This window comes from Arthrobacter sp. NPDC080031, assembly GCF_040702485.1.
Taxonomy (GTDB): domain Bacteria; phylum Actinomycetota; class Actinomycetes; order Actinomycetales; family Micrococcaceae; genus Arthrobacter.
In genome coordinates this window covers 1-23579 of sequence record NZ_JBFBLA010000007.1, presented here as the reverse complement: position 1 = coordinate 23579, position 23579 = coordinate 1, and the positions used below count along the sequence as shown (strand labels likewise).

Genomic DNA, 23579 nt, shown 5'->3' with positions numbered 1-23579 from the left:
TCAGCGTATTTTCATTTGGTCGCTGGCGTACCAACTCTGCGGGGAGCCGAAGATGTACACGTTCACCGACGCCTCGCCAGGGGTGAATGCGGGTCCGCCGAAGTTGCTTTGGACATCGACCGTGACGCGGACATCTTGACCAGTGCAGGTCAACGGGACTGTCCCGAACCCCTGATTCGGGCTTGCTTGGCTGACCACGACATCGAGGACGCCCGTTTCTCCGACGGGGCACCGATATGTAATTGGCACGGCCAGGTGAGTGACCTGCGGTGTTGAGGCCGCGGTGATATCAGCTGTTTGCCCGATTTTGACGTAGATAGGATCCTCGACTGCTGTCGCTCCCGCGATAGGGACGACGGTGAGGAGGCTGCACAGTGCCAAGGCAGCAGGAAAGCGCTTCATGATAAAACCTCTTTAGCTTGAAGTGAACTCGAATTGAATTGAATTTGACGGGATCGCCGGACTTCCGGTCGGGCGGGGAAACGCCACACATATAGGGCGGAGACCGGGCGTTGGAATTGACATCACGGGTATGGGACCCCGCCGATGGCAGCTATCCTGCCCGCATCCGCCCGGTAAAAGGTCCGGGGCGCAGCGACGGTTTCACCCGGCTGGAATGACGAGTATTTGTTAGCGCATCGCTGCCTCCGTCCGCCGTCGCTTTACGAAGCTCGGTCTTGGCGTGGCCACCCCCGGAATCAAACAAAGCCCGGCGATTTGGAACACTCTGGAGCGAGTTGCTCGGTCAGTGATAAGAAGCTCCGAACGGGTGAAGATCCGGACTGCCCATCTGTAGGCAGTCACCGGGTGGACGATTCCCGGTTCCAGGATCGCGGCTAGGTCGCCGTTGAATCATTTCGGCTTCGCCCACATTGAAGCCGAGAGTCAGCCCGGGATTACGAGAGGGCGGCGCAGATGTCTACGGACTGTCCTGAGGTGAAGTCCACGGAGAGGGTGTTGGAGAGAGTGGAGTCAGTGGTCACAACCAGCCTGCCCGTGTATTGGATTGCACGTGGTCCGGTGGCGTCTGTGTTGAAGTAGATGTAGCCGTTGTGGCCGGAGAGGTATCCGGTGTACGTGCCGTCGGCGTTCTGTACGAAGCGGTCCACCGAGCCGGCGGTGTTGACCGTGTAGATCTTTCCGTTGGTGGGATTGGTGTAAGTGAGCAGGACACCTTTACCGACATTGAAGAAGCTGCCGTTGTTGAAAGTCACTTGGGTTACCTTGCCGTTGGTGCCGGTAATGTCGAGGGGGAACGAACACGCGAGTCCGGCGGGCAGCGAGAAGCTGAACGACTGAAGCTGGGGCGGCTTGCTGGCGGCCGCAGACGCCGGTTGTACAACGAGCAGTATTGCCGCGATCGCGGCAAGAGGCGAAAGCCGACGTACGGTTTTACCAAACATGATTTTCTCCTTACATCCGTTGAAACGCGCACAGACAAAGTTGGTGCGCGGCTGAGGTGCGGGATTTACCCTTACGATCCAACCAGCTCTTCGATTTGACTGTGGCTGGCTGGCGCCGACTTGTGAATGTTAAGGGCGTAACAACAAGACGAAGTGAGTGGCCGCCTCTTGTCTTTAGCCTGAATGTCGTCATCAGGTACTTGAGCAGACACTTGACCAATTTGACGTGTTCTTCGAGGAGGCTTCGTGGATCCGGATCAGCTGGTTACATTTTCGATCGGGTGGGGCGGCAGAGTGAATACGCACTTGTGCATATTGCTACCCAGCAGGGAGTCCGCCGAGACACTCGGATAGTCCTGAGGATAGTTGCTGCACGCCGCTTCAAGGGTGGTCGCGTCGAATGACACCTAGCCTGCGCCAAGGCCCGGAAGAGCAGGCCATGAACCTGCCACGCGAGTTCCTGCGCCGGGTCCATGTTGTTCCCTCCCTTTTTGTTGGTCGGGAACTGTGCGAAAAGGTTAGAACCAGTGTTATTGGTTTGTTTTTGGTGCCTGCTGCGTTCGTCTGCGTGCCGTGGCTGGAGCATCTAAACGAGCCAAACCTGCAAGTTCTGGATCTTGAATTGCCGAGTCTCCTGTTCAACGGAGCTGCGCTGCTCACCGGTGGATTTTCACTGTTTCTGGCTATGAAGGAACCGAAGCTCGCCGGCGCCGGTAAGTAGCCGGTTCCGTCACGTTCATCGCGGCGAGTTCGGGTGGTGTTTCGATCGGATTCAATGTGGGCGCCATGCCGAAGTGTCGCGCTTGGGAGAAGCACGGCAATCGTTCGCTTCATGCAGCAAGAGGGCAAGAAAGGGGTGCGCACAATGTGCACATCCTTGCCGTCGGACTCGGCCGTACCGGTACCGGGGCCGGACCGGGCCGTACTCGGTATGTTTTCGGAAGTTCCCTGTGTTTCCGGGGGCTGGAACCCGGTTCGAGTCCCACCTCGGGCACAGCATTCCCCCTCGTCAGAGGGGGTTTTTGCTTTAACGTGCGTACAAAGCTTTGCGGTCAGGTCCCTCTCACGCTAGGTTCGCGGGCTGTGGCCTGGCTGCCGTGGCGGCCTATGAAGGAGTGGGTGGCGGGTCAGGGGTCCAGGACATAAGTGTGAACAGTGTCCACACTTATGTCTGCTTTGTGGATGTGCCTATGGCGGTCCGCCCTGAGTCTTCGACCGCACTCGGGTTCGGCCGGCGGCGATGGCAGCCGGCGGGCTGGCCGTGGCCGTTGCAGGGGGTTGCTGGGCTCCTGGGCCTATGCCCCGGCTCTAGGGTGGGCGGCCGGGTCGCTGATCTACCTGGTCTGGGTCTCGTCCGTGATCGGGCGCCTTGATGCATCGGAGACCTCTGCCCATGCGGTCCGGGAGGATCCCGGCCGGTTCGCCTCCGACATTCTCGTCCTGGCGGCCACGATGGGTAGCTTCGGGGGCGTTGCCCGCATCCCGCCCGAGGCAGCTCCTGCGGAGGGGGAACGAAAGCACTCATCATTGGCGTTGCCCTGGGCAGCGTGGCACTCTCCTGGCTCCTGGTCCACACCCTCTTCACACTTCGCTACGCCACTCTTTATTACCTAGCCAAGGACGGTGTGGACTTCAACAAGAATCCGCCCAAATACGCGGACTTCGCGTATCTATCCTTCACCATTGGCATGACATATCAGGTCTCCGACACCGACCTGACCACGGACGCCATCCGGTATCCCGCATTGCGTCAGGCCCTGCTTTCCTATGCGTTGGGAGCCATCGTGCTGGCCACGGCGATCAATCTCGTCGCGTGCCTCGTCCACTGATCGGCGCCAGGTCGGAAACCGAAGGCCCTGGCTGGGTTCCCGATATTCGGCAGGCGCCTTTGGCGGCGCCCGGCGCCGGCGTGAGGCCGCCCAACGGTGCCCTCGAGGAGTTCGGCTAACGCGGTCTATGGACGTCGGAGCGGTGCCCGATGCCGTGGACGAAGGCGACGGTGGGAGAACCGAAAAGCGGGCAGTCGGGGCCGTCTCGGGCAAAGCCGCCTCCGGCGGGGCCGGATTATTCGCCTGCGTCCATTGACTGGCGACGATGACGTTCTCGTTGGCCGTATGCTGCCCGGAGAATATCGTCCTTTGACTCGAATCCCGAACCCAATGCACCACCGATGAGCGCAGCCGACGTCGTCATCCAGGCGATTTCCGCAAAGTCCCAAACAGTCACCGGATGTTGCAGTGCCTGGGCCAATAAGGCGTCGTCGATCGCGAACGCCGCGGCCAGCAGCACTGCAACGTAGAGCAGGACGTAGCTGATCACGACGCCGATCATCAGCGACCATACGGTAGAGGCGTTATACAAGGAGGCCTTGTATCGTTCGAGGAGATTGTCCCGCCGGGGGCTTTCCCACAAATCGTGTTGGGCGATGATCCAGAACACCATCGAACTGATCGAAAGCACCATCAGCAACGTCAGCCTCGGCGCCCCCAACACGTCCGCGAGTTTCCAGATAGTGTCCGTGACCAGGGCAAAGGCTCCTGTGGCAATCGCGGCGGCCATCGCGCTTCTCAATCCGAAGACCAGCCGCCACGGACGATTCGCCCGCAGCATGCCCGCCAGCAAGCGTCCCCGGCCAAGGCGGGTTGCTGAGACGTAACGGAACCCGACCGGGCCTTCGTCAAGAACAGTGGTCTCAATATGCCGCGACTGGTGCAGCGACGGCGGACCGAATTCCCCTGGGTCATCGTCTGGATCGAAGTGGCGGTGCATCGCCCAGCCGAGGTCGGCGACCGCAGTGCGGACCCGGCGGTCGATGTTGACGGCACCGAGTGCCGGTAACGAAACCAAGGAGATCGGCTCCCCCAGCGCAACTTCCGCGACGACCGTCCGGCCCTCGAGACGAATCGGAAGATCGGTCAGACAGACCATGACATCCCATGCACGGCGGATCCTGTGCTTCGTCAAAGAGTCCAGCATCGGCGCCAACCCATCGCCTGCAGTGAAGTCCTGGTACTCGATCACCACGGACCAGTCGTGGCGCTCATCGGCAAGGCTGAGCAGGAGACGCACCTCTCGGCCGTTACGCTCAGCAAACTCGGCGGTGACCTCGGGCTCTGCGAGCACGCCCAAGGTGCGGGCACTGGAAGGAAATGCATCATCCGATCTTTCCGTCACGCCCGGCCTCCTACGATTCAGTGTCTGTGGCCAGCAAATTGGATGTCAGCGGCGCCGTTGGTCGTGCTGCACCGCGCTGGCGCGGCGATCCAACAGACCGCGGCTATCCAACGGGTTGAGGCCTGGCTATGGGACGTGGAAAGGGGCGCCGTGCGGACGAAGGCGCCACGCGCGCGTTGCGACATGCAGGTTCAGCCGGGTCTCGGGATCGGCGAGGTCGAAGCCGGTGATGTCCTTGATGGACTTCAAACGGTAACGCAGAGTGCTTCGATGGATGGTCAGGCTCTCGGCTGTACTGTCATAGTTGCCGCCGTGGTCCAGGTATAGGGCCAGGGTTCGCACCAAGTCAGAGCCCCGGTTCTCGTCGGCGTCCTGAAGGGTACCAAGCCACTCGTCGACATAGCCGGCCAGATCCGGCTCGCCCCCAGCTGTCTTCAAGATGCGGTAGATGCCTAGTTGATCAAAGCGGGTGGCCCCGTAGCGATCGATTGAACCGGCCCGAATGCGCAGGGCATGCAGGGCTTCCGAGAAGGAGCGCGGAATGTGGGCGACATCCAGGCTTGGACCGCCGATGCCCACGGCACCGGTGGCACTGCGCAGGGTCCTGGCGAGAACGGCAAAGACCTCGGCACCCAGCGGCTGTCCACGGACCACGGCGACAGCCACGTCGGAGCGCCGTGAAACGAGCGCCGACGAACGGAGTTCCAGGAACGTCCTGCGCAGCGCAACCTCGAGGCTTTCGTCAGTTCTCGGTGGCTGCCACTCCGCCACGATGACGTGCTGCGTACCACTGATGTCATATCCCAACGCCTGGGTACGAACCCCGGCGGTCGCGCTTTCCATTCCGGACACGAGCTCTTCCACGAGGTCGCGCCCCAACCGTAGTTCCAGCCGCGCCAGGCTCCGGCGGTGCGACAACTCGATCTCTAAAAGCCTCGTTGCGTACTTCAAAGCGAAGAGGGTGGCAGTTGTGACCGGCCTGTCGGTTTCCAGCATGCAAATAGCCCCCAAGACCTCGCCGTGTGACAGGGCTACGGTAACGAGCCTTCGCGGTTCGCGGACTGGCGAGCCGGAGGCAAGCCAGAGCTGCGCAGTCCGCAACCTGGCCGCCGCGTCCGGCCTGGGATAAGGGCGTCTGGACCCTATCCCAGCCGCCGCCCTAATATCCCCGAACGCGTCCTCGATACGGATGGACCTACCCGTCAGCCGTGCGAGGACTTCCGCTAGGAGTCCCTCCATCGAGTCGCGCTCCCCAGGCTCGGGATTGGCACACTGGTCCAAGGCGTCGCGGATCCTCACATTCTCTTCAAGCTCAAGTACCCTCGCCGACAGGGACCGGACACGCTGGTTCATGTCTTCACGGCGCAGCAGCTGAGCGATTGCGTCAGTCAGGAGTTGCCCGTGGGGTCCCTGGGCATAAGTCGCTCCCGTTGTCCCTGCAATTGTCCGGAGCTGCATTAGTTGCTCGGGATTCGGAGGGGCGGCGGCAGACAGGACAAGACACCCGTTTGGCTCGCCGCCGTCGCCGGCCGTGAAGAGCGCATATCGCCAGCCTGCGCTGGCGCCCTGAAGAACGGAATCCCTGCCGTTGAGGCGCCGGACGTCCTGGTCCTGAGGAGACGCCGCGCGTTCGGGGACGTGGCGCAACTCGCCATTCACCGCAACGTAACGGTCCGTGATCTCACAAAACGACATCTCCGACACCGCATGCGCCGCTGCGTCGAGGACTTCCTTTACCAAGCGTCGATCGAACATGGTAATTTTCACCTCTGTCCGCAGCAAAAGGGGCTTCTGCGCGGGAACAAGCGTGGGAGACCGTAGTCCGTTACCCTTTGTGATCGGGACCGCCCTTAAGCCGTTTGTACCCATCACGGGGTTTGGACCGACTTTCGTCGGTCCCGCCGTATTTTGTCCTGAACATGAACTTCGACGCGGGCTATTCCAACGCCGTACTTGGCCGGAATCTTGGGGACCCGGCCAACCCTACGGCCGATGCGGCAAGGCCGAAATCGGCTCTCCAACACCACTTCAAACTACGCCCGTATGGGAAGCTAAGCAACCTTATGGGACGTCATGCATACATCCACGGCCCGCTTCCACGGCTGTCCGGCTTTCACTGCCCGCCACTCCGACGCACACTGGCCGGCCCATCCCGGAGGAGGCGCAGGTGCTCGTGGATCATTGCAACTGCTGTTGAGCCTTCACCAGCGGCAGCCGTTACGCGCTTCACCGATCCGTGCCGAACATCGCCGGCCGCGAACATCCCCGGGACGCTGGTTTCCAGGGGTAGCCGTCTGCGGCCCAGATGGCTGAACCCGGCCGGGAGATCCTGGAGATCTGCCCCGGTGAGAACAAAGCCGTCGTCATCGAGGGCGACTGAGCCCTGCAGCCAATCTGTGTACGGCTTGGCCCCAATGAAAACGAACAGGTACCGGGAGTCGAAGACCCGTTGTTCGCCTGTGGCTCCCAGATCGACGACGATCCGTTCAAGGGCGCCTGAACCGTCTAGGCCCACGATGTTGGCCCCAAGCAGCACCTCTATGCCGGGGTCGGCTTCGATCCGTTCCGCGAGGTACCTGGACATGCCCGCGCGCAGGTCCGCCCCGCGTAGCACCAGCCGCACCGGCGCTGCCGTGCCGGCGAGGAAAAGCGCGGCCTGTCCCGCGGAGTTTCCACCGCCGACGACTGTCACCGGCTGAAATCCGCAGAGCCTTGCTTCATGGACAGTGGCAGCGTAGAAGACACTGATCCCCTCGAATTTCTCCAGCCCAGGGACAGGCAGCCTGCGGTAATGAACCCCGGTTGCGAGCAGCGCGGCCCGCGAGGAGGCAGGGCCGCTCTCAATGAACTCGGCGCGGATCCGGCCGTCCTTCAACTCGATGTTTCGTGCGCGGCAGGCGACGTTGATCTGGACTTTGAACTTGCGGGCCTGAATGATCGCTCTTTCAGTGAGTTCGCCGCCGGAGATCCCGGCGGGAAAGCCTAGAAAGTTCTCGATCCGCGACGATGTGCCGGCCTGCCCACCAACTGCAAAGCCTTCCTTAAGGACCACCGACAAACCGTCCGACGCCGCGTAGACGGCGGCCGCGAGGCCGGCGGGACCGGCACCGATCACCATGAGATCGTAGGTGGCAGAATGCTCTTTCACCGCCCGCAGGCCCATGGCAAGGGCCAGGTCTGCATTGGACGGGTTCTTGAGGACCTGCGAGGCGTTCAGCACCACTGCCGGCAGCTCATCCGCGAGTATCCCGGCCCGGTCCAGGATGCTCTGCGCCTGCTCGTCATCCTCCAAATCGACAAGAAGGTGAGGCAGGCGATTGGCGGCTGCAAATTCCAAGATGCGAAGAGTGTCACGGCTGAAGCGCGATCCAACGATGCGCATGCCCGCGCCTGCGCTGATCAGCAGTATCCGGCGCTGAAGATATGCCCGCAGGATGGTCTCACCCACTGCGGCGTCGGTCAGCACGGCGCGGCGCAGCTCGTCTCCGCTGATCTGAAGCACTTCACCCGCCTCGGCGGACATCGTGCTGACAAAGGCCGGTTGCCCCTCGACCAGGCCTAATTCCCCGAGGAAGCGCCCCGGGCCGTGAACTTCAAGGATCCTCGTGCCCGGGCCAAGCTCAGCAGCCTGCCGGCCATCGGAGGCATGCAGCCCCTCCACGACTAATACTGTGCCTTGCAGTATGACGAAGAAATCAGCGTCGAAGGTCCCCTCCTGGATGAGGACTTCTCCGGCCGAGGTAGCCCGGCTGGTGCCGGCACGACCCAACAATTCGATCTGGGCGCGGCCTAGCCGTGGATAGGCGCCGGAGACATCCGGCGTTTCAATCGGCGTCGATCCCGCCACAGGTTCCATCAGCTGCTTGCGCCCCGGTAGCTTAGGCGAATGCCTGATGGGGATAGCACCAGCGCCAGTTCTCGCCGGGCTCCAACGAACGAACGATTGGGTGCAGCTCGTCGGCGTGAGCTCGGGCGTGCCGCATGGGTGAGGAATCACAACACCCGACATGGCCGCAGGAGAGACACAAGCGCAGATGAACCCAGGGGGTGCCCAAAGCCAGGCATTCCTCGCAGCCCCGCGGTGTGCGAATCCGAACCGGCCGAATCTGCGCGAGGTGTGGATCAGGAATTCCTGGAATCATGTTGGCTCCTCCGTCGGCCCGTCCATGTTTCAACCCATCGAGAGACGTGTATGTGGGTTATGGCCCAGCCTGCGCAGTCCCACGCCAGAGGCGATCAAAAGGACTCCGAAGAGAATTGCGAAGGACGAGAGCAGCCCCAGGAGGCTGAGTATGCCCGCGCCGGGAAGAATAACAAGGAAGAGGCCGAAAAGAGTGGTGACAATGCCTGTGATCAGCCAGAGCCACCACGGCGATTCCGTCCTTTTGACTTCAAAGGCCAGTGCCAACTGCGAGGCCCCGAGAACTACCGCCCAGAGGCCGATGACGAGGGTCAGCGACAGGGCAGTGATCCCGGGCCAGACGAACGCGGTGAGGCCCGCGAGCACGGAGATTATGCCGCCCACTAGTTGCCAAGCGGACCGGCGCCTCTTGCGCGTGACGTACTGCACGATGTTCGTGGCGCCGTCAAAGAGCGCATAGATTCCGAAGAGGATAACCAGTGCGAGCACGGAGACACCGGGCCAGGCGACAACCAAAATGCCGAAAAGAACGGCCGCGACGCCCCGGATAATCAGTGCAGTTCCTGATCCCTTAAACAATTGTTGTACAACTGGGTCGGACATGCCCAGACCTCTGTTTCTGGAATTGGTTCATTCATGATCTTGTTGGTCGGGCCTACACCAATGGGTTTACCGGGTTGCAGTGCTGCCCAGTGTCACTTTCACTGATTTTGTGTCTTGCCCGCGGTGGAACTCGACGTCGGACTGCTGGCCCGGCTCCTTCTTGCGGATAGCGGCAAGAAGGTCCGTCACAGTGGCGATGTTCTGCCCGTCGAATTTGGTGATGATGTCTCCTGGCGCCAGTCCCGCTTGGGCTGCCGGTCCGCCCTGGGCAACTTCGATGACCAGCGCGCCCGACGTTGTCGGGAGCCCAAAGCGACTTGCGACTTCGGGAGTGATGTCGGTCGGAATGATTCCAAGGACCGGGTGCGTGGCCACTCCGCTCTTCAGTATCTGGTCCGCTACTTCGGTCACGGTTGCCACCGGAGTCACGAACCCGATGGACACGGCGCCCGAGCTGGGTGGCAGATATGCTTCTGAGAGCCCGACAATCTCCGAGCTGTTGTTGACCACGGCCCCGCCCGAATTGCCCGGGGAGATGGGCGCATCTGTCTGGATAAGGTCGATAAGCCCTTGAGGTGATCCCTCGGACGGTGGCATATTGCGGTGAAGTGCGGAGATGATGCCGGCCGTGACGGTCTGCTCCAGCCCGAGCGGGCTGCCGATAACAACCGCCAACTGCCCAACTTCGGGAAGCGACGTCGAGAACTTGGCGGCCGGAAGGTTGCCCCGGTCAGCCTTCAGCACTGCCACATCAGTAGGGTCGTCAACACCGACGACGGTCGCGGACGCCTGAGAGCCGTCCGCGAAGTGGATCCGGACGCTCGCAGACGGCTTCTTTTGCTGGTCCTCCACCACGTGGGCGTCCGTGACGATGGTGCCGTCACTGCGGTAAACCACTCCACTGCCAATGCCGCTTGATGTCTGGATCGTGACCACAGAGGGTTCGACTTCCCTAACGATCCCGGGAACCGCCGAAAGGTCCCCTGTGGACTTGGATCCTTCAGCGCTGGCGGATGGTGACGCCGGCGCCGGAGCCGACCCTGTGCATGCCGACGCGAATATGAGTAACGCGGCGCCGAGGACGGCGGTCCATGCCCCCCTGCGTCCCGGCACCGCGAACGGGGCCGTTCCCCCGGCGGGCGCTGTCCTGCTCGTACTCATTGGATTCCCGGAGCTTTCTCTGGCTGTCGAAGGAAACAGGTAACAAGTCGAGTCTCCTCCGCCGCTGTCGTGACCGCATGGTCCCGGGACCACCAAAAACCGCCGGCATTTGAATCCATCAGATCAACCTGATAGGTCAATTCACTGCAGCATATTTGGACCCTAGAGGATCATGCCGTCCCTCCCGTCCAAGGGGCAGACTCAGCACTATAAGACCCCATGCCAACGCCCTTCGGGCCTCACGGCCCAGCAGGACTGGGTGTAAGTCATGCGGTAAAACCTCGGGCGGACGTCGCCACAGGACCGGTCGCGCCCTCTAGGACCGGAGTGAGTCATGGCCAAAGCAGTAGGAATTGATCTCGGAACGACCAACTCGGTGATCGCGGTGTGGGAAGGCGGGGAAGCCCGCGTCATACCCAACGCGGAAGGAGCCCGGACCACTCCATCAGTTGTGGCGTATACGGACAGCGGTGAACGGCTTGTGGGGCAGCTGGCCCGACGGCAGGCGATCCTCAACCCCAAGGGAACCATCACGTCGGCCAAGCGGTTTATCGGCCGACACTATGACGAAATCACCGATGAGGCCAAGGCCGTAAGCTTCGACGTCGTGGCGGACGACAAGGGTGTGGCGCGTTTTCAGGTTCAGGGCAAGAAAGTCGCCCCCGAGGAGGTCAGTGCGCTCGTTCTCCGCAAACTCGCGGATGACGCCTCGAAACAGCTGGGCGAAAAGGTGACCGAGGCTGTCATTACCGTTCCCGCCTACTTCAATGACGCACAGCGCACGGCCACCAAGGATGCGGGCAGGATTGCAGGCCTCGAAGTCCTTCGCATCATCAACGAACCTACCGCCGCAGCCTTGGCCTACGGCATTGACAAACGTGAGCATGAGACTGTGCTGGTGTTCGACCTGGGGGGCGGAACCTTCGACGTGAGCCTGTTGGATGTCGGCGACGGGGTGGTAGAGGTCCGCTCGACCGCGGGCGACTCACACTTGGGCGGCGACGATTTTGACCGCCGTCTGGTCGACTACCTGGCTGATGAATTTCACAAGGAGAACGGAATCGACCTGCGCAAGGACCCCCAAGCGTTGCAGCGCCTGTTCGAGGCGGCCGAGAAGGCCAAGGTTGAGCTCAGTTCTGTCTCCCAGACGCAGGTGAATCTTCCCTTTGTTACGGCCGATGCAACGGGCCCCAAGCACTTGACCACCAGTATCCGGCGGTCCGTCTTCGAGGACCTCACGCACGATCTTGTCGAGCGCACCATGGGGCCGGTGCAGCAGGCCATGACGGATGCCAAAGTCACCGCCAATGACATCGACGAAGTAATCCTGGTGGGCGGCTCCACCCGCATTCCCGCGGTACAAAACCTCGTGCGGCGGCTGACGGGCGGCAAAGAGCCGAACATGAGCGTCAATCCGGACGAAGTCGTGGCGATCGGCGCGGCAATCCAGGCCGGCGTGCTCAAGGGCGACGTCTCCGATGTCCTTCTGCTCGATGTCGTGCCACTTTCGCTGGGTGTTGAGACCCGCGGCGGCGTCATGACCAAGATCATCGAACGCAACACGACCATCCCCGCCCGACGGAGTGAAGTCTTTTCCACAGCGGAGGACAACCAGCCCGCCGTCGACGTGGTGGTCCTGCAGGGTGAGCGTGAACTGGCGGCGGACAACCGGGTGCTGGGACGCTTCCAACTGGGCGATATCCGTCCGGCACCACGCGGCGAGCCGCAAGTGGAGGTCACCTTCGACGTCGACGCCAATGGCATCCTGAACGTCACCGCGCGCGACAAGGACACAGGCAAGGAACAGGGCATCACCATCAGTGAAGGCTCCAACCTCGACGCCAAGGAAGTCGAACGCATGATTTCCGAGGCCGAATCCCACAGGAACGAGGACCAGCAGAACCGCGAGCGGATCGACACCCTTAATGAGCTCGATGCGGTGGCTTACCGTGTTGAGCGGACGGTGAACGAACACGGTGACGCGGTCCCGGCGCACGATAAAGCCCGGGCGGAATTGCTGATCGGGCAGGCACGCGAAGCGGTCAGCAACCAGGCGGAGGTCTCCAGCGCGAGGGAACTCATCTCCGAGCTTCAACAACTGCAGGCGGCACTCACTGCACCGGCCGCCTCCGCGGCCACGGCGTCCGGCCAACAGTCCGGAGCGTCCAGCGACATGGAGGACGAGGACATCGTCGACGCAGATTTTGACCGCGGCTAGGGGGGACGATGAGCGACGAGACGGCGCCGGGCGGCCGGTCCGGCCCAGGAAGCGAGCAAACCGAGGCAGCCCCATCCACGAATGAGGAAGCGCAGGCCGCGGCGCAAGCGGATGCCTTGGCCAAAATGGAGGACCAGTGGCGTCGCGCATTGGCCGATAACGACAACCTGCGAAAGCGCGCCGCACGGGACAGTACGCAGCAACGGGCCCAGGAGCGCGCTGCGGTTTCCTTGGCGTGGTTGCCGATCCTGGACAATCTGGAACTGGCCCTGGCCCACGCGCCGGCGGGTGCGCAGGACCCCCTCGTGGAGGGCATAGCTGCAATCCGGAAACAGGCGATAGATACCCTCGCCCGGCTGGGATACCCGCGAATCGACGCCGAGAACGTCCCCTTCGATCCACGGGTCCATGAGGTTGTCAGCGTGGTGGAAACTGACGACGTTCCCCCGGGGACGCTGGTGAGCGTGCTGCGTCCCGGCTATGGTGGCCCGGACAATACTCTCAGGCCAGCCGCCGTCGTGGTGAGCCGGGCGGTGACTCCGGACCGTGGCTAAGGATCATTACTCGGTTCTCGGCGTCCCGCGCACGGCGAAGCCCGACGAAATCCAGCGCGCCTACCGCAAGCTGGCAAGAAAATACCACCCGGACGTCAACCGCGAACCCGATGCCGCCGACAAGTTCAAGGAGATCGGCGAGGCCTATGACACCTTGTCGGATCCCGAAACCAGGGCGCGCTATGACCGTTTTGGGTCCGACTATCGACAGTACGCCGGCAGCGGCGCCGGCCCGGGGGGCGGTGGCGGGCGTTGGGGTTCCGCCGGCCCACGGCCAGGTCCGCGGCCGGGCCCACGCCCGGGACGCGGCGGGTATGGAAACGTCGAAGCCGATTTTGGAGGCGACGTCGATTGGGAAGATCTTCTCGGTGGCTGGTTCCGGCAACAGGCAGGGGGCCCGGCCCAGGGCGCTGACCACGAAGCCGAGCTTTGGCTGACCCTGGCGGAAGCTGTCCGTGGCGGAAAGCGCACCGTGAGGCTGGCTCAGCCCGACGGTGCGACCAGTAATTATGACGTCGACGTGCCCCCTGGTGTGTTGGATGGGCAGCGTATCCGTCTGGCCGGTGAAGGCGGTCCGGGCCGGGAAGGGGGCCCACAGGGCGACCTCCTCCTGACCGTGCGGATCCAGCCCGACTCCAGGTACCGGCTAAAGGACCGGGACATCTACTTCGATCTTCCTGTGACGCCCTCGGAGGCCGCACTCGGGGCCAAGATCAAGACCCAGGCGCCAGCCGGGACTGTGACGATCACCGTGCCCGGCGGCTCCTCCAGCGGCCGCAGGCTGCGGCTGCGAGGACAGGGCATGCCAAACCCGCGGGGATTACCGGGGAACCTGTATGCCGAGATCAAGATCATGGTGCCCCCGAGCCTAAGCAAGGAGGAGCGCAAACTGTACGAAAAAATCGGCAGCGTCACCGAGTTCAATCCGAGGGAGGAACGATGAGCGGAGTGTATGCGCTGGCCTACCCGTGGCGCCTGAATCTCGAGGCCGTGGCGCGAAGCAGCGGTGTCCACCCCGACGTCGTCATGCGGTTCGTGGACCTGGATTTGATTCGGCCACTGGGCGATGGCCCGGGCGGACCCTGGTTCAGCCCGCGGGCCCCGGAACTCATAGCCCGCGTCATGAGACTCCATTCGGAGCTGTCGCTGAACTACGCGGCAATCCCGTTGGTTCTCGATCTGTTGGCGCGTGTCGACTCCCTTGAACGACGACTGATTGAAATCACGCAGGTGGAAGGGACTGCTTCACGATGAACATGGAGAGTTTGACGCAAAAGTCGCAGGAGGCCTTGGCGGAGGCCCAACGGATAGCCCAACGCAATGGGCACACCGAGACCGACGGTGAACACTTGCTGCTGGCCTTGCTGGAACAGGAGGGGGGCCTGGTCCCGCGTCTCCTCGTGAGCATGCAGGTGGACGTGGATGAGCTGAGGGCAGCCGTTGAAGCCGAACTAAGGCGCAAGCCGAAGGTCACCGGACCTGGAGCGGCACCGGGCCAGGTTTATGTGAGCCGCAGGCTGGGCGCACTCTTGGAGACCGCCGAACGTGAAGCCAAACGGCTGAAAGACGAGTATGTCTCGGTGGAGCACCTGCTGGTTGCCCTGTCGGAGGAAGGACGGTCCACCCCGGCCGGACGAGTGCTGGCAGACCACCGGGTCACCCGCGAGGGATTCTTGTCGGTCCTGACCCAAGTACGTGGAAATCAACGCGTCACCTCCGCAACACCGGAGCAGACCTACGAGGCGCTGGAGAAATATGGCCGCGACCTCGTGGCGGACGCCCGCACAGGGAAGTTGGACCCGGTCATCGGCCGGGACGCGGAAATCAGGCGGGTCGTCCAGATACTTTCACGGAAGACCAAGAACAATCCGGTGCTCATCGGCGAGCCTGGAGTCGGCAAGACCGCCATTGTCGAGGGACTGGCCCAGCGGATCGTCCGGCAGGATGTGCCGGAAGGGCTGAAGAACAAGACCATCTTCTCCCTCGACTTGAGCGCCCTCGTGGCCGGCGCGAAGTATCGCGGCGAGTTCGAGGAGCGGCTGAAGGCGGTGCTGGCCGAGGTGCTGGCGGCCGAAGGCAGGATTCTGCTCTTCGTCGACGAGCTGCACACCGTCGTCGGGGCCGGAGCGACCGAAGGCTCAATGGACGCAGGGAACATGCTGAAGCCTATGCTGGCCCGTGGGGAGCTGCACATGATCGGCGCCACCACTCTCGACGAATACCGCAAGCACATTGAGTCGGATGCCGCTTTGGAACGCCGCTTCCAGCCGGTCCTGGTTGAGGAACCCGACGTGGAGGATGCCATATCCATCCTCCGCGGGCTGCGGGAACGGCTGGAGGTGTTCCACGGCGTCCGGATCCAGGACAGCGCCCTGGTAGCTGCGGCCACCCTGTCCCACCGGTACATCACGGACCGTTTCCTTCCGGACAAGGCCATTGACCTCGTGGATGAGGCCTGCGCCAGGCTGCGGACGGAAATTGATTCGATGCCGGCCGAACTGGACGAGCTCACGCGGAGGGTCACCCGGCTCGAAATCGAAGAGGCGGCTCTCTCCAAAGAGACCGATTCGGCCAGCAAGGGCCGCCTCGAGGAGTTGAAGCGTGAATTGGCGGACCTGCGCGGCGAGGCCGACGCGAAGAGGGCCCAATGGGAAGCCGAGCGCCAGGCGATCCACAAACTGCAGGACATCCGGAGTGAATTGGAGCGGGTGCGGCAGGAGGCCGAGGAAGCCGAGCGAAACTACGACCTTAACCGGGCGGCGGAGCTACGCTACGGCAGACTTGCCGACCTCGAACGGCGGCTGGCCGCCGAGGAGGAACGGCTGACCGCGAAACAAGGCGAAAAACGCCTGCTCCGCGAGGTGGTGACGGAGGACGAGATCGCCGACATCGTCGCGGCCTGGACAGGCATACCGGTTGCAAGGCTGAAGCAGGGCGAACGTGAAAAGGTCCTGTACCTGGATGAAATTCTGCGCGCCCGCGTTGTGGGGCAGGAAGAAGCGATTAGCGCGGTGTCCGACGCCATCATCCGCGCCCGCTCCGGTATCCGGGATCCCCGCCGGCCCATCGGTTCCTTTATCTTCCTCGGTCCGACCGGCGTCGGGAAAACCGAGCTTGCAAAGGCTCTCGCTGCGGCCCTCTTCGACAGCGAGAACGCAATGATCCGGCTGGACATGAGTGAGTACCAGGAGCGCCACACCGTGAGCCGATTGCTGGGGGCGCCTCCTGGCTATATCGGTTACGACGAAGGCGGTCAGCTCACGGAAGCGGTACGCCGGAAGCCTTACTCGGTGGTGCTGTTCGATGAGGTGGAAAAGGCCCATCCAGACATTTTCAACACCTTGCTGCAGGTGCTCGACGACGGACGGATTACCGATTCGCAGGGCCGGACCGTCGATTTCCGAAACACCGTCATCATCATGACCTCCAATATCGGCTCCCAGTATCTTCTGGAGGGTTCGGCCGAAGGCGGGGCGATCACCGAGGAGGCGCGCGGCATGGTGATGGGTGAGCTCCGGGCGCATTTCCGCCCCGAGTTCCTGAACCGGGTGGACGATACGGTCCTGTTCGCGCCCTTGGGACTTCCGCAAATCGAACGCATCGTCGATCTACAGTTCCAGCAGCTGCGGCAGCGGCTGGCCGAGCAGCAGATAGAGCTGCACCTGACCGAGGAGGCGCGTCTTCTGATAGCCGAGCGCGGCTTCGACCCGGTCTACGGAGCCCGGCCGCTGCGCCGCTATATTTCCCATGTGGTGGAAACGCAGGTGGGCCGGGCGTTACTGCGTGGCAGCATCGCGGAGGGCGGAGTGGTCACGGTGACCGCAGCGGGAGGGGAACTCGTGGTTGACTACAGCACGGTGGAGCTGGAAGGGGCCGGAGCCGCATGAACAAGGCCATCATCAAGTGTCCGCATTGCGGCAAATCCAACCGCGTTCCGGCTGCCGCCGAAGGCCGGCCACGCTGCGGGAATTGCCATCGGGAGCTTCCCTGGGTGGTTGAAGCGGGCGACGACGACTTCGGCGAGATCGCCGAACGGTCCGGCGTTCCAGTACTGGTGGACTTTTGGGCCGTGTGGTGCGGACCTTGCCGGATGGTGAGCCCGGCACTGGACCAGTTGGCGCACGAACGCGCCGGGCAAATCAAACTTGTGAAAGTCGATGTGGACCACGCGCCGCAGCTCTCCGCCAGGTTCGCCATTCAGGCGGTGCCAACGTTGATGGTCATCGTCGACGGCAAGATCGTCGCGAGGCAGGCAGGCGCAGCTCCTGCCCCCGCACTGAGGTCCTGGCTGGAGGGTGCACTCACGACGTGACAAAGCCATAGGCGGCGGTTTCCCGCCACCGTCCACTCATGCCCTGGGGATCCCGGTCGCGTGCTCGCCGTGATTGGCAATGCGTGGGCATTATCGGGTGAGCAGGGCTCCGGGCACGCTAATGGGCCCGGAGTGAAGAGGAAAGTGAGGCAGCCCGACGGGAGTCGACGAGGTTCGGGACGCCTCCGAAGGAGGCCAGGGTCCGGGCGGTCTCGACGAACTCGCGTGCCAGCTCGTCGTTGACGTCAGTGCGCCAGGCAATCGACAGCGGAGAGGGCGGGACGTCTCTGACCGGGATGAAAGAGAGCCCCGGACGGTCATAGAAACGCTGGGTGGAGGCTTGAGTGAACGCAATTCCCCGCTCGCCCATGATGGCTTCGAAACACTCGTCGACGGTGGCTACCTGAGTGCCCAGACGGACCGGCGCCCCGCCGCGGGCCTGGGTGGCGAGCCAGAAATCCCGCCATTTATCCGGAGCCTTGCGGGCGACGAAGGGCTCATCGACGACTTGCTCCACCGAGACCTCGGACAACCCGGCAAATCGGGAACTGCTGGCAACTACAAGGACCCGCGGCTCAACGAACAGTGTCTCCATGGCGAGCCAGTCGGCCGCCGGCAGCGGAGGCCGCACAAATGCCACGTCAGCGCTTCCGTCGGCAAGCCCGGCGGTAGGGTCTGCGAAATCGAAGGACCTCATCTGGACGTGGATTTCCGGATGGTTGTTCTTGAAGGCGGCAAGGATCCGCGGTGTCAGTTCAGCTGCCGCGTTGGCCTGAAAGCCGACTATCAGGGTGCCCCTCACGCCGCTGGCAGCCTCACGGGTCAACGAAACGGCGCGCTGCGCAGCCGATATAAGGCGTTTTGCTTCACCCAGCAGAACATCCCCCGCGCTCGTCAGGGAGACGCTGCGGCTGGTCCGGATCAGTAGGGGAGTGCCCAGGGAGTGTTCAAGCTTCCGAATTTGGACACTGAGGGATGGCTGGGCGATGTGAAGCCGGGCAGCGGCTCGCCCGAAATGCAGCTCTTCCGCAACGGCGACGAAGTACTGCAGGACGCGCAGGTCAAGCTGTGGCAGCTGCATCGTTCAACTCTAAGCTCGGCCACAATCGGGGTCCAATAGTTTCAGGCTTTCGGTGGATAGGGGAGAAGTATTGGACCGTTCGGGGCAACGGGGGCTGCAATGGAAACCGCGAAGGGTTGCCAACGGACAGCCGCAAAGGAAGTCCAGAAACCCCGCTTTCGAGGCTCGGACAGGGAAGCCCGACCCTCCGCCAGACCAATGAGAGGAACAACGAAATGACGGTCGCAACACGTGCCCCTTCTGTAGAATTCTGGGTTCAGAGCTTCACTGAGGCCAACAACCAGGACCCGGAAATCCAGGCCCACGGCAAGTACTTCACGTGCTCCTACCTGCTGGACATGGAGGCTCACACCTTTGTTGCCCGGGTGGTGTCGGGCACCATCGCCCAGATCTCCGTGGACCCGGGACCCATCGAGGTGCCCTACCAGTTCGCCATCCGGGCCAGCGCCCACACCTGGGGGGAATTCGGCAAGCCCGTCCCGGCTCCCATGTACCACGGCATCTGGGCCGCCACTTTCCAGCGCGACATGAAGCTGGAGGGCGACGTCCTGGTCCTGATGCAGAACCTTCGCTGCATCACCCGCCAGATCGAACTGCTGCGCTCCACCGGCGCACCCGTCTAGACCATAGGAGTTCCTGACATGAGCAAAATTTCACCCGTCACCGGCCACTACGTCACCGTCGACGTGGACGGCCTCGAATACAAGGTCTTCTACCTCGAAAACGGCCAGGGCCAGCCCCTGGTCTGCCAGCACACCGCAGGGGCCCACAACCACCAATGGCGCGGCCTGCTGGAGGACCCCGAGATCACCGCCAACTACCGCGTCATCGCCTACGACCTCCCCCGCCATGGCAAATCAGACCCGCCGGAAAACACCCAGTGGTGGACCGAGGAGTACCAGCTCAGCGCGGACCACTACGCCAACTTCATCGTCGCCCTCGTCGATGCACTGGAACTGGTTGACCCCATCTTCATGGGATCCTCCTTCGGCGGCAACATAGCGCTGCAGCTCGCCCACCGCTTCCCGGAGAGGTTCGACGCCGTCATCCCCGTGGAGGGAGCGGACTACTCACCGGGGTTCTACCTCGACTGGTGGCAGCACCCCCACGCTAACGCCGCCCAGGTGTGCGGCAGCGGCACCTGGGACCTCATGGCCCCGCAATCGCCTGAGGCGGACCGCTGGAAAACGTGGTTCTACTACACCCAGGGTTCCGAGGCCTTCAAGGGTGACCTGTACTTCTACTCGGTAGACCACGATCTGCGCGGGAAACTGGGCGAAATCCAGACCGATAAGTGCGCGGTGGTTCTGATGACCGGCGAGTACGACTACCTCACCACCCCTGAAGATGGAGCCCGCACTGCCAGTCAGATCCCGGATGCAGAGTTCATCGAGATGAAAGCCATCGGACACTTCCCGATGAGCGAGAACTACCCGGTCTTCAAGGGATACCTCGTTCAGGCTCTGGACATGATCCGCAGCAAGACAAGCGTCCGAGGCTAACCGATTCTCACCTAAGGGTCGGTGCCGACCCAAGAGGGTCGGCACCGACCCCGCCACCCCAATGGTGAAAGAAACACAGAAGAGCTAACGTCCTGATGCCCTGGCAGCCGGACCGCATCATGACTGCTGAAGGTCGGGCTGCCGCCGCTACGACTTCCTTCAAACCCCTTGGAGATAGAACGATGTCAATATACGCCCAGCCTGAAGGCGCGCTGCTGGCCTCCGTGCCGAGGAACCTGTCTGATCAACGGCGAAGGGCGTCCGGTCGCGTCCGGGAAGACCTTCGACGTTGAGGACCCCCACCGGGAAGGTCCTGCTCAGCATTGCCGACGCCGGTCCCGAGGACGGCGTGGCTGCCCTGGACGCGGCCGTTGTCGCGCAGGAGTCCTGGGCCAAGGTCCCGCCCCGCGAAGGCGGGGAAATCCTGCGCCGCGCCTTCGAGATGGTGACGGAGCGCGCGGAGGACTTCGCGCTGCTGATGACCCTCCCTTGTAGGGCAGCAGTGCCGACGGAGGTCGAAATCAGCCGCCAGGCCCGATCTTACCCACTGCTGTCAGACGGGTGAAGGACGGCGTCCCGGCCGGCGGCTTCGTGCGGGGGACGGCGTCCATCCACGCTCAGGCGGCGTTGTAAAGTAAGTAAGGTGACTAATGCGATCAGCCCGTCCGAAGCCTGGCATCGCCTGTGTGAAGGCAACGCGCGTTTCGTCTCCGGAGGCGCGCTTCACCCGAACCAGGGCGCGTCGCGGCGCGGCGAACTAGTGAACACGCAAAACCCCTTCGCGGTCATCTTCGGCTGCTCGGACTCCCGTCTCGCCGCGGAGATCATCTTCGACCTCGGTCTCGGTGACGCATTCGTGGTCCGCACGGCCGGCCATGTGCTCGACGACGCGGTCCTTGGCTCCCTCGAGTACAGCGTTTCCGTGCTCAATGTCCCGCTGATCGTCGTCCTGGGACATGACAGCTGCGGCGCCGTGACCGCCACCAAGGACGCGGTGGAGACCGGACAGATGCCTCCCCGCTTCATCCGGGATCTGGTGGAACGCATTACCCCCTCGGTGCTGACGTCGCTGCGAGAGGATAAAACGGAGGTCAACGACATGGTCGTCGAGCACGCCAAGCAGACCGTGGACCGGTTGCTGGAAAGCTCCCAGGTGATTGCCTCCGCTGTCGCCGATTCCTCCACCGCCGTGATCGCCGTTGCGTACCGACTCGAAGAAGGCCGTGCCCAGCTCATCTCGGATTCCAGCCTGGTCTAGACTCCGGCCCGGTCTAAAGGGAGGGGCACCAGGCTGGCATCACTGCCCTCAACGACTACGCTGGCCGGGGTCCGGGCCGCGGAACTTCTCAATGTAGTTGGCGACCGTAGGAATTCCGAGTGGAGTTAGTCGATGTAGTCCTCCTCGTCCGCGTGTCGTATAACCATGGTTCCGTTGGAGGTTTCCTCGCGGATGGAGCGCACGATCTGTGCCCGGGCCTCTTCGACTTGCGAGGCCGCACTGGCCCCGAATTGGCCATTTCGAATTCCAGGATTTCTCTGTTCCGATCGGAGATATTGTTTCGGACGGCTTCAAGGGCGACGGCGGCAGCGCCTTTGAGGGCGGTCGCCAGCAATTCCGGGCTGACGCCACGCAGGATCTGCTGGAGATCGCGCCGTTCGAGCCTGACGATGTCTTTGAGCGTCAGCATTTGGGCGCGGACCTCGCCGGCGAGTTCGGAGTCAAGGATATCCAGCCCGTCCAGGACTGTGCGCTCGGTCCTGGTATCAGAGCGGGTGAGGATGTCTACAATTGGTTGGATGCCGCCAACATTTTCGGTGGACTTCCCTGGCGATACCACCGAACCGGCGCGCTCTTTCAGGACTTCGGCCACGATGGACACGACTTCGGGTGCCACCGGCCCCATCGTGGCGATGCAGCGCGCCACTTCGCTGGCTTGCCCGTCGTCTAGGCCGCCCAGAACGGCTGAGGCCTTGCTGGGCCGCAGGTGCGCGAGGATCAGGGCCATGGTTTGTGAAAGCTCCCCGTCAACCGCGGACGGGAATGGGCCGGGAGGCGCCGCGTCTCCAGCCGGTCTTCCGGTCCATGATGACCGCCCTGGTCAGCTCGCTGCTCGAAGTCCCCGCCGAACCGGGTGACCTGAAACTGGCCCGCGTCGCCGCGATCAAGAAGTTTATACGCAAGAACTACCGGAACCGGGCCCTTGCTGTGGACGAGGTTGTGGCCTACTCGTTTCTTTCACGCCGGGCCCTTTACTACCTCTTCGAAGAAGAAGAATTCCAAGTCAGCGGATACATCCGCGCGCTGAGGACCCTGGAGGCCCTTGAGCTCCTTAGCAACGCAAACCCGTGGAAACGCTCCCTGACGGACATAGCGAACGCCAGCGGATTCACAAGCCTGCCAGCCATGCGGCGCGCTGTCAGAGAGTCAACCGGTATCGCTCTTAGAGATGTGCAGGAGAACCCGGAGGTACTTCGCATTCGAGCAGCTGAACTCAGAAAGCTGATCGGGCTGTGAATAAATGTAACGGGCAGGAGCTGGCCTAGCAGCAGCCCTTCCGGAAATCAGGGATTCGACCAAGCCGAAGGGGAGATCGACGGGCGATGCCGCGCCTTGCCGGTCTGCCGCGGGGGTGAATTCCTCCACGGTTTGGCCCAGCTCGCCTCTTTCGCTTGGCGGTCCGGTGGCGAGGAGAATGTTTGACCTGATGGGGTGACGGGCAGCACTGCCGGACCCATTTCCCCAGACACTTTTCGAGCGTTTAGACGGTTGTCGGGGGAAGGAGAGGGGGTGTGCACAATGTGCACATTCTTGCCGTCGGACTCAGCCATACCGGGGTCGGACGGCGCCGTGCTCGGTAGGTTTTCGGACAGCCCCGGCGCTTTCAACGCCCGGAATGCGGTTCGAGAGTCCTGCCTCGGGCACAGTGTTTTCGCAGGTCAGGGGCCTATTCGGCCCCTGACTGTTGACAAAAACTCCAAAAGGCCAGCATCCGCAAACGCGTGAAAAAGTCCTTGAAACCGCCCTGGAGGCGGAGATGGACGACCACCTGGCTACGAGAAGCACGATATAGCCGGGCACGGGAGCGGAAAATTCACGCCACGGCACACGCACGAAGACGGTGCTGACGGACGGATACGTCGGATGGCCAAGTGGGTCATGGAGCACCACCCCGAGATCGAGGTTCTCCGCCGATAACGGACGGCGACCTTCCCCCTAGGCTCCGGTGATCGTGGAGGTCATGAGCCCTCTGTCGCGGCGGACAGTTCAGATCCAGCCATTCAGTGGGTGGTGAGGGTGAGGTCGTCGAGGTACATCCAGGTGTCGTCGGCGGGGGTGGAGCCGTCGAGGTGGACGTTGAACCAGAGGGTGATGGTCTGGCCTTTGTAGGCGGTGAGGTCGGCGGTGAGCTGGGTCCAGGTGCCGTTGTTG

General features: G+C 62.8%; 22 protein-coding genes and 2 pseudogenes. 14 read left to right on the top strand and 10 right to left on the bottom strand.

Annotated features, from left to right (window positions below):
• Together AB0323_RS07505 and AB0323_RS07500 are read right to left on the bottom strand one after the other, a co-directional pair.
• Positions 1-402 (bottom strand): hypothetical protein, encoded by a 402-nt coding sequence (locus AB0323_RS07505; RefSeq protein ID WP_366176763.1) that lies wholly within the window; start codon positions 400-402, stop codon positions 1-3.
• 494 nt (positions 403-896) lie between these two features.
• A complete protein-coding gene (locus AB0323_RS07500) occupies positions 897-1403 on the bottom strand; it encodes a hypothetical protein (protein WP_366176762.1) in 507 nt (168 codons plus the stop codon).
• A 400-nt stretch (positions 1404-1803) separates the two neighbouring features.
• Here AB0323_RS07500 and AB0323_RS07495 point away from each other — a divergent pair, with 400 nt between their 5' ends.
• Together AB0323_RS07495 and AB0323_RS07490 are read left to right on the top strand one after the other, a co-directional pair.
• Positions 1804-2124, top strand: a complete 321-nt coding sequence (locus tag AB0323_RS07495; RefSeq protein ID WP_366176761.1) for a hypothetical protein — start codon at positions 1804-1806, stop codon at positions 2122-2124.
• Positions 2125-2570: 446 nt separating this feature from the next.
• Positions 2571-3232: pseudogene (locus AB0323_RS07490) on the top strand (DUF1345 domain-containing protein).
• Between the two features lie 235 nt (positions 3233-3467).
• Here AB0323_RS07490 and AB0323_RS07485 read toward each other — a convergent pair.
• The 6 genes from AB0323_RS07485 to AB0323_RS07460 all read right to left on the bottom strand — a co-directional run bounded on the left by AB0323_RS07485 (position 3468) and on the right by AB0323_RS07460 (position 10257).
• A complete protein-coding gene (locus tag AB0323_RS07485) occupies positions 3468-4577 on the bottom strand; it encodes a hypothetical protein (RefSeq protein WP_366176760.1) in 1110 nt (369 codons plus the stop codon).
• Between the two features lie 126 nt (positions 4578-4703).
• Positions 4704-6332 carry a helix-turn-helix domain-containing protein gene (locus tag AB0323_RS07480; protein ID WP_366176759.1) on the bottom strand — a complete coding sequence of 543 codons (1629 nt, stop codon included), beginning with the start codon at positions 6330-6332 and terminating at the stop codon, positions 4704-4706.
• Positions 6333-6690: 358 nt separating this feature from the next.
• A complete protein-coding gene (locus tag AB0323_RS07475; RefSeq protein WP_366176758.1) occupies positions 6691-8433 on the bottom strand; it encodes an FAD-dependent oxidoreductase in 1743 nt (580 codons plus the stop codon).
• 22 nt (positions 8434-8455) lie between these two features.
• Complete coding sequence (locus tag AB0323_RS07470; protein ID WP_366176757.1) at positions 8456-8719, bottom strand: UBP-type zinc finger domain-containing protein; 264 nt, start codon at positions 8717-8719, stop codon at positions 8456-8458.
• A 29-nt stretch (positions 8720-8748) separates the two neighbouring features.
• Positions 8749-9321 carry an HdeD family acid-resistance protein gene (locus tag AB0323_RS07465; protein WP_366176756.1) on the bottom strand — a complete coding sequence of 191 codons (573 nt, stop codon included), beginning with the start codon at positions 9319-9321 and terminating at the stop codon, positions 8749-8751.
• A 66-nt stretch (positions 9322-9387) separates the two neighbouring features.
• Positions 9388-10257 carry a trypsin-like peptidase domain-containing protein gene (locus AB0323_RS07460; RefSeq protein ID WP_366176755.1) on the bottom strand — a complete coding sequence of 290 codons (870 nt, stop codon included), beginning with the start codon at positions 10255-10257 and terminating at the stop codon, positions 9388-9390.
• Positions 10258-10306: 49 nt separating this feature from the next.
• Between AB0323_RS07460 and AB0323_RS07455 the strand changes: the two genes are divergently transcribed.
• From AB0323_RS07455 to trxA, 7 genes are all read left to right on the top strand, one after another.
• Complete coding sequence (locus AB0323_RS07455; RefSeq protein ID WP_366176754.1) at positions 10307-10525, top strand: hypothetical protein; 219 nt, start codon at positions 10307-10309, stop codon at positions 10523-10525.
• A 291-nt stretch (positions 10526-10816) separates the two neighbouring features.
• Positions 10817-12700: a molecular chaperone DnaK gene (gene dnaK / locus AB0323_RS07450; protein ID WP_366176753.1), complete on the top strand. Its 1884-nt coding sequence runs from the start codon at positions 10817-10819 to the stop codon at positions 12698-12700.
• A gap of 8 nt (positions 12701-12708) precedes the next feature.
• Positions 12709-13254 (top strand): nucleotide exchange factor GrpE, encoded by a 546-nt coding sequence (locus AB0323_RS07445; RefSeq protein ID WP_366176752.1) that lies wholly within the window; start codon positions 12709-12711, stop codon positions 13252-13254.
• Positions 13247-14197 carry a J domain-containing protein gene (locus AB0323_RS07440; RefSeq protein ID WP_366176751.1) on the top strand — a complete coding sequence of 317 codons (951 nt, stop codon included), beginning with the start codon at positions 13247-13249 and terminating at the stop codon, positions 14195-14197. The genes AB0323_RS07445 and AB0323_RS07440 overlap by 8 nt, the downstream gene beginning before the upstream one ends.
• A complete protein-coding gene (locus AB0323_RS07435; RefSeq protein WP_366176750.1) occupies positions 14194-14508 on the top strand; it encodes a chaperone modulator CbpM in 315 nt (104 codons plus the stop codon). The genes AB0323_RS07440 and AB0323_RS07435 overlap by 4 nt, the downstream gene beginning before the upstream one ends.
• Positions 14505-17141 (top strand): ATP-dependent chaperone ClpB, encoded by a 2637-nt coding sequence (gene clpB, locus AB0323_RS07430; RefSeq protein ID WP_366176749.1) that lies wholly within the window; start codon positions 14505-14507, stop codon positions 17139-17141. Before AB0323_RS07435 ends, clpB begins: the two co-directional genes overlap by 4 nt.
• Positions 17138-17566: a thioredoxin gene (trxA, locus tag AB0323_RS07425; RefSeq protein WP_366176748.1), complete on the top strand. Its 429-nt coding sequence runs from the start codon at positions 17138-17140 to the stop codon at positions 17564-17566. Before clpB ends, trxA begins: the two co-directional genes overlap by 4 nt.
• A gap of 118 nt (positions 17567-17684) precedes the next feature.
• Here the strand turns inward: trxA and AB0323_RS07420 are convergent, their stop codons facing one another.
• Positions 17685-18647, bottom strand: coding sequence for a LysR family transcriptional regulator (locus tag AB0323_RS07420; protein ID WP_366176747.1), 963 nt, complete (start codon positions 18645-18647; stop codon positions 17685-17687).
• Positions 18648-18862: 215 nt separating this feature from the next.
• On the opposite strand from AB0323_RS07420, the gene AB0323_RS07415 reads away from it, so the two are divergent.
• The 4 genes and pseudogenes from AB0323_RS07415 (at position 18863) to AB0323_RS07400 (ending at position 21407) form a co-directional block, all read left to right on the top strand.
• Positions 18863-19270, top strand: coding sequence for a hypothetical protein (locus AB0323_RS07415; RefSeq protein ID WP_366176746.1), 408 nt, complete (start codon positions 18863-18865; stop codon positions 19268-19270).
• 18 nt (positions 19271-19288) lie between these two features.
• Complete coding sequence (locus AB0323_RS07410; protein WP_366176745.1) at positions 19289-20149, top strand: alpha/beta hydrolase; 861 nt, start codon at positions 19289-19291, stop codon at positions 20147-20149.
• A 182-nt stretch (positions 20150-20331) separates the two neighbouring features.
• Positions 20332-20636, top strand: a pseudogene (locus AB0323_RS07405) (aldehyde dehydrogenase family protein); the annotation flags it as partial.
• A gap of 156 nt (positions 20637-20792) precedes the next feature.
• Positions 20793-21407: a carbonic anhydrase gene (locus tag AB0323_RS07400; protein WP_366176744.1), complete on the top strand. Its 615-nt coding sequence runs from the start codon at positions 20793-20795 to the stop codon at positions 21405-21407.
• A gap of 88 nt (positions 21408-21495) precedes the next feature.
• Here the strand turns inward: AB0323_RS07400 and AB0323_RS07395 are convergent, their stop codons facing one another.
• Entirely contained in the window at positions 21496-22155 is a 660-nt protein-coding gene (locus tag AB0323_RS07395; protein ID WP_366176743.1) for a FliG C-terminal domain-containing protein, read from the bottom strand.
• A 77-nt stretch (positions 22156-22232) separates the two neighbouring features.
• Between AB0323_RS07395 and AB0323_RS07390 the strand changes: the two genes are divergently transcribed.
• A complete protein-coding gene (locus tag AB0323_RS07390; protein WP_366176742.1) occupies positions 22233-22664 on the top strand; it encodes a helix-turn-helix domain-containing protein in 432 nt (143 codons plus the stop codon).
• Positions 22665-23579 lie beyond the last annotated feature (915 nt).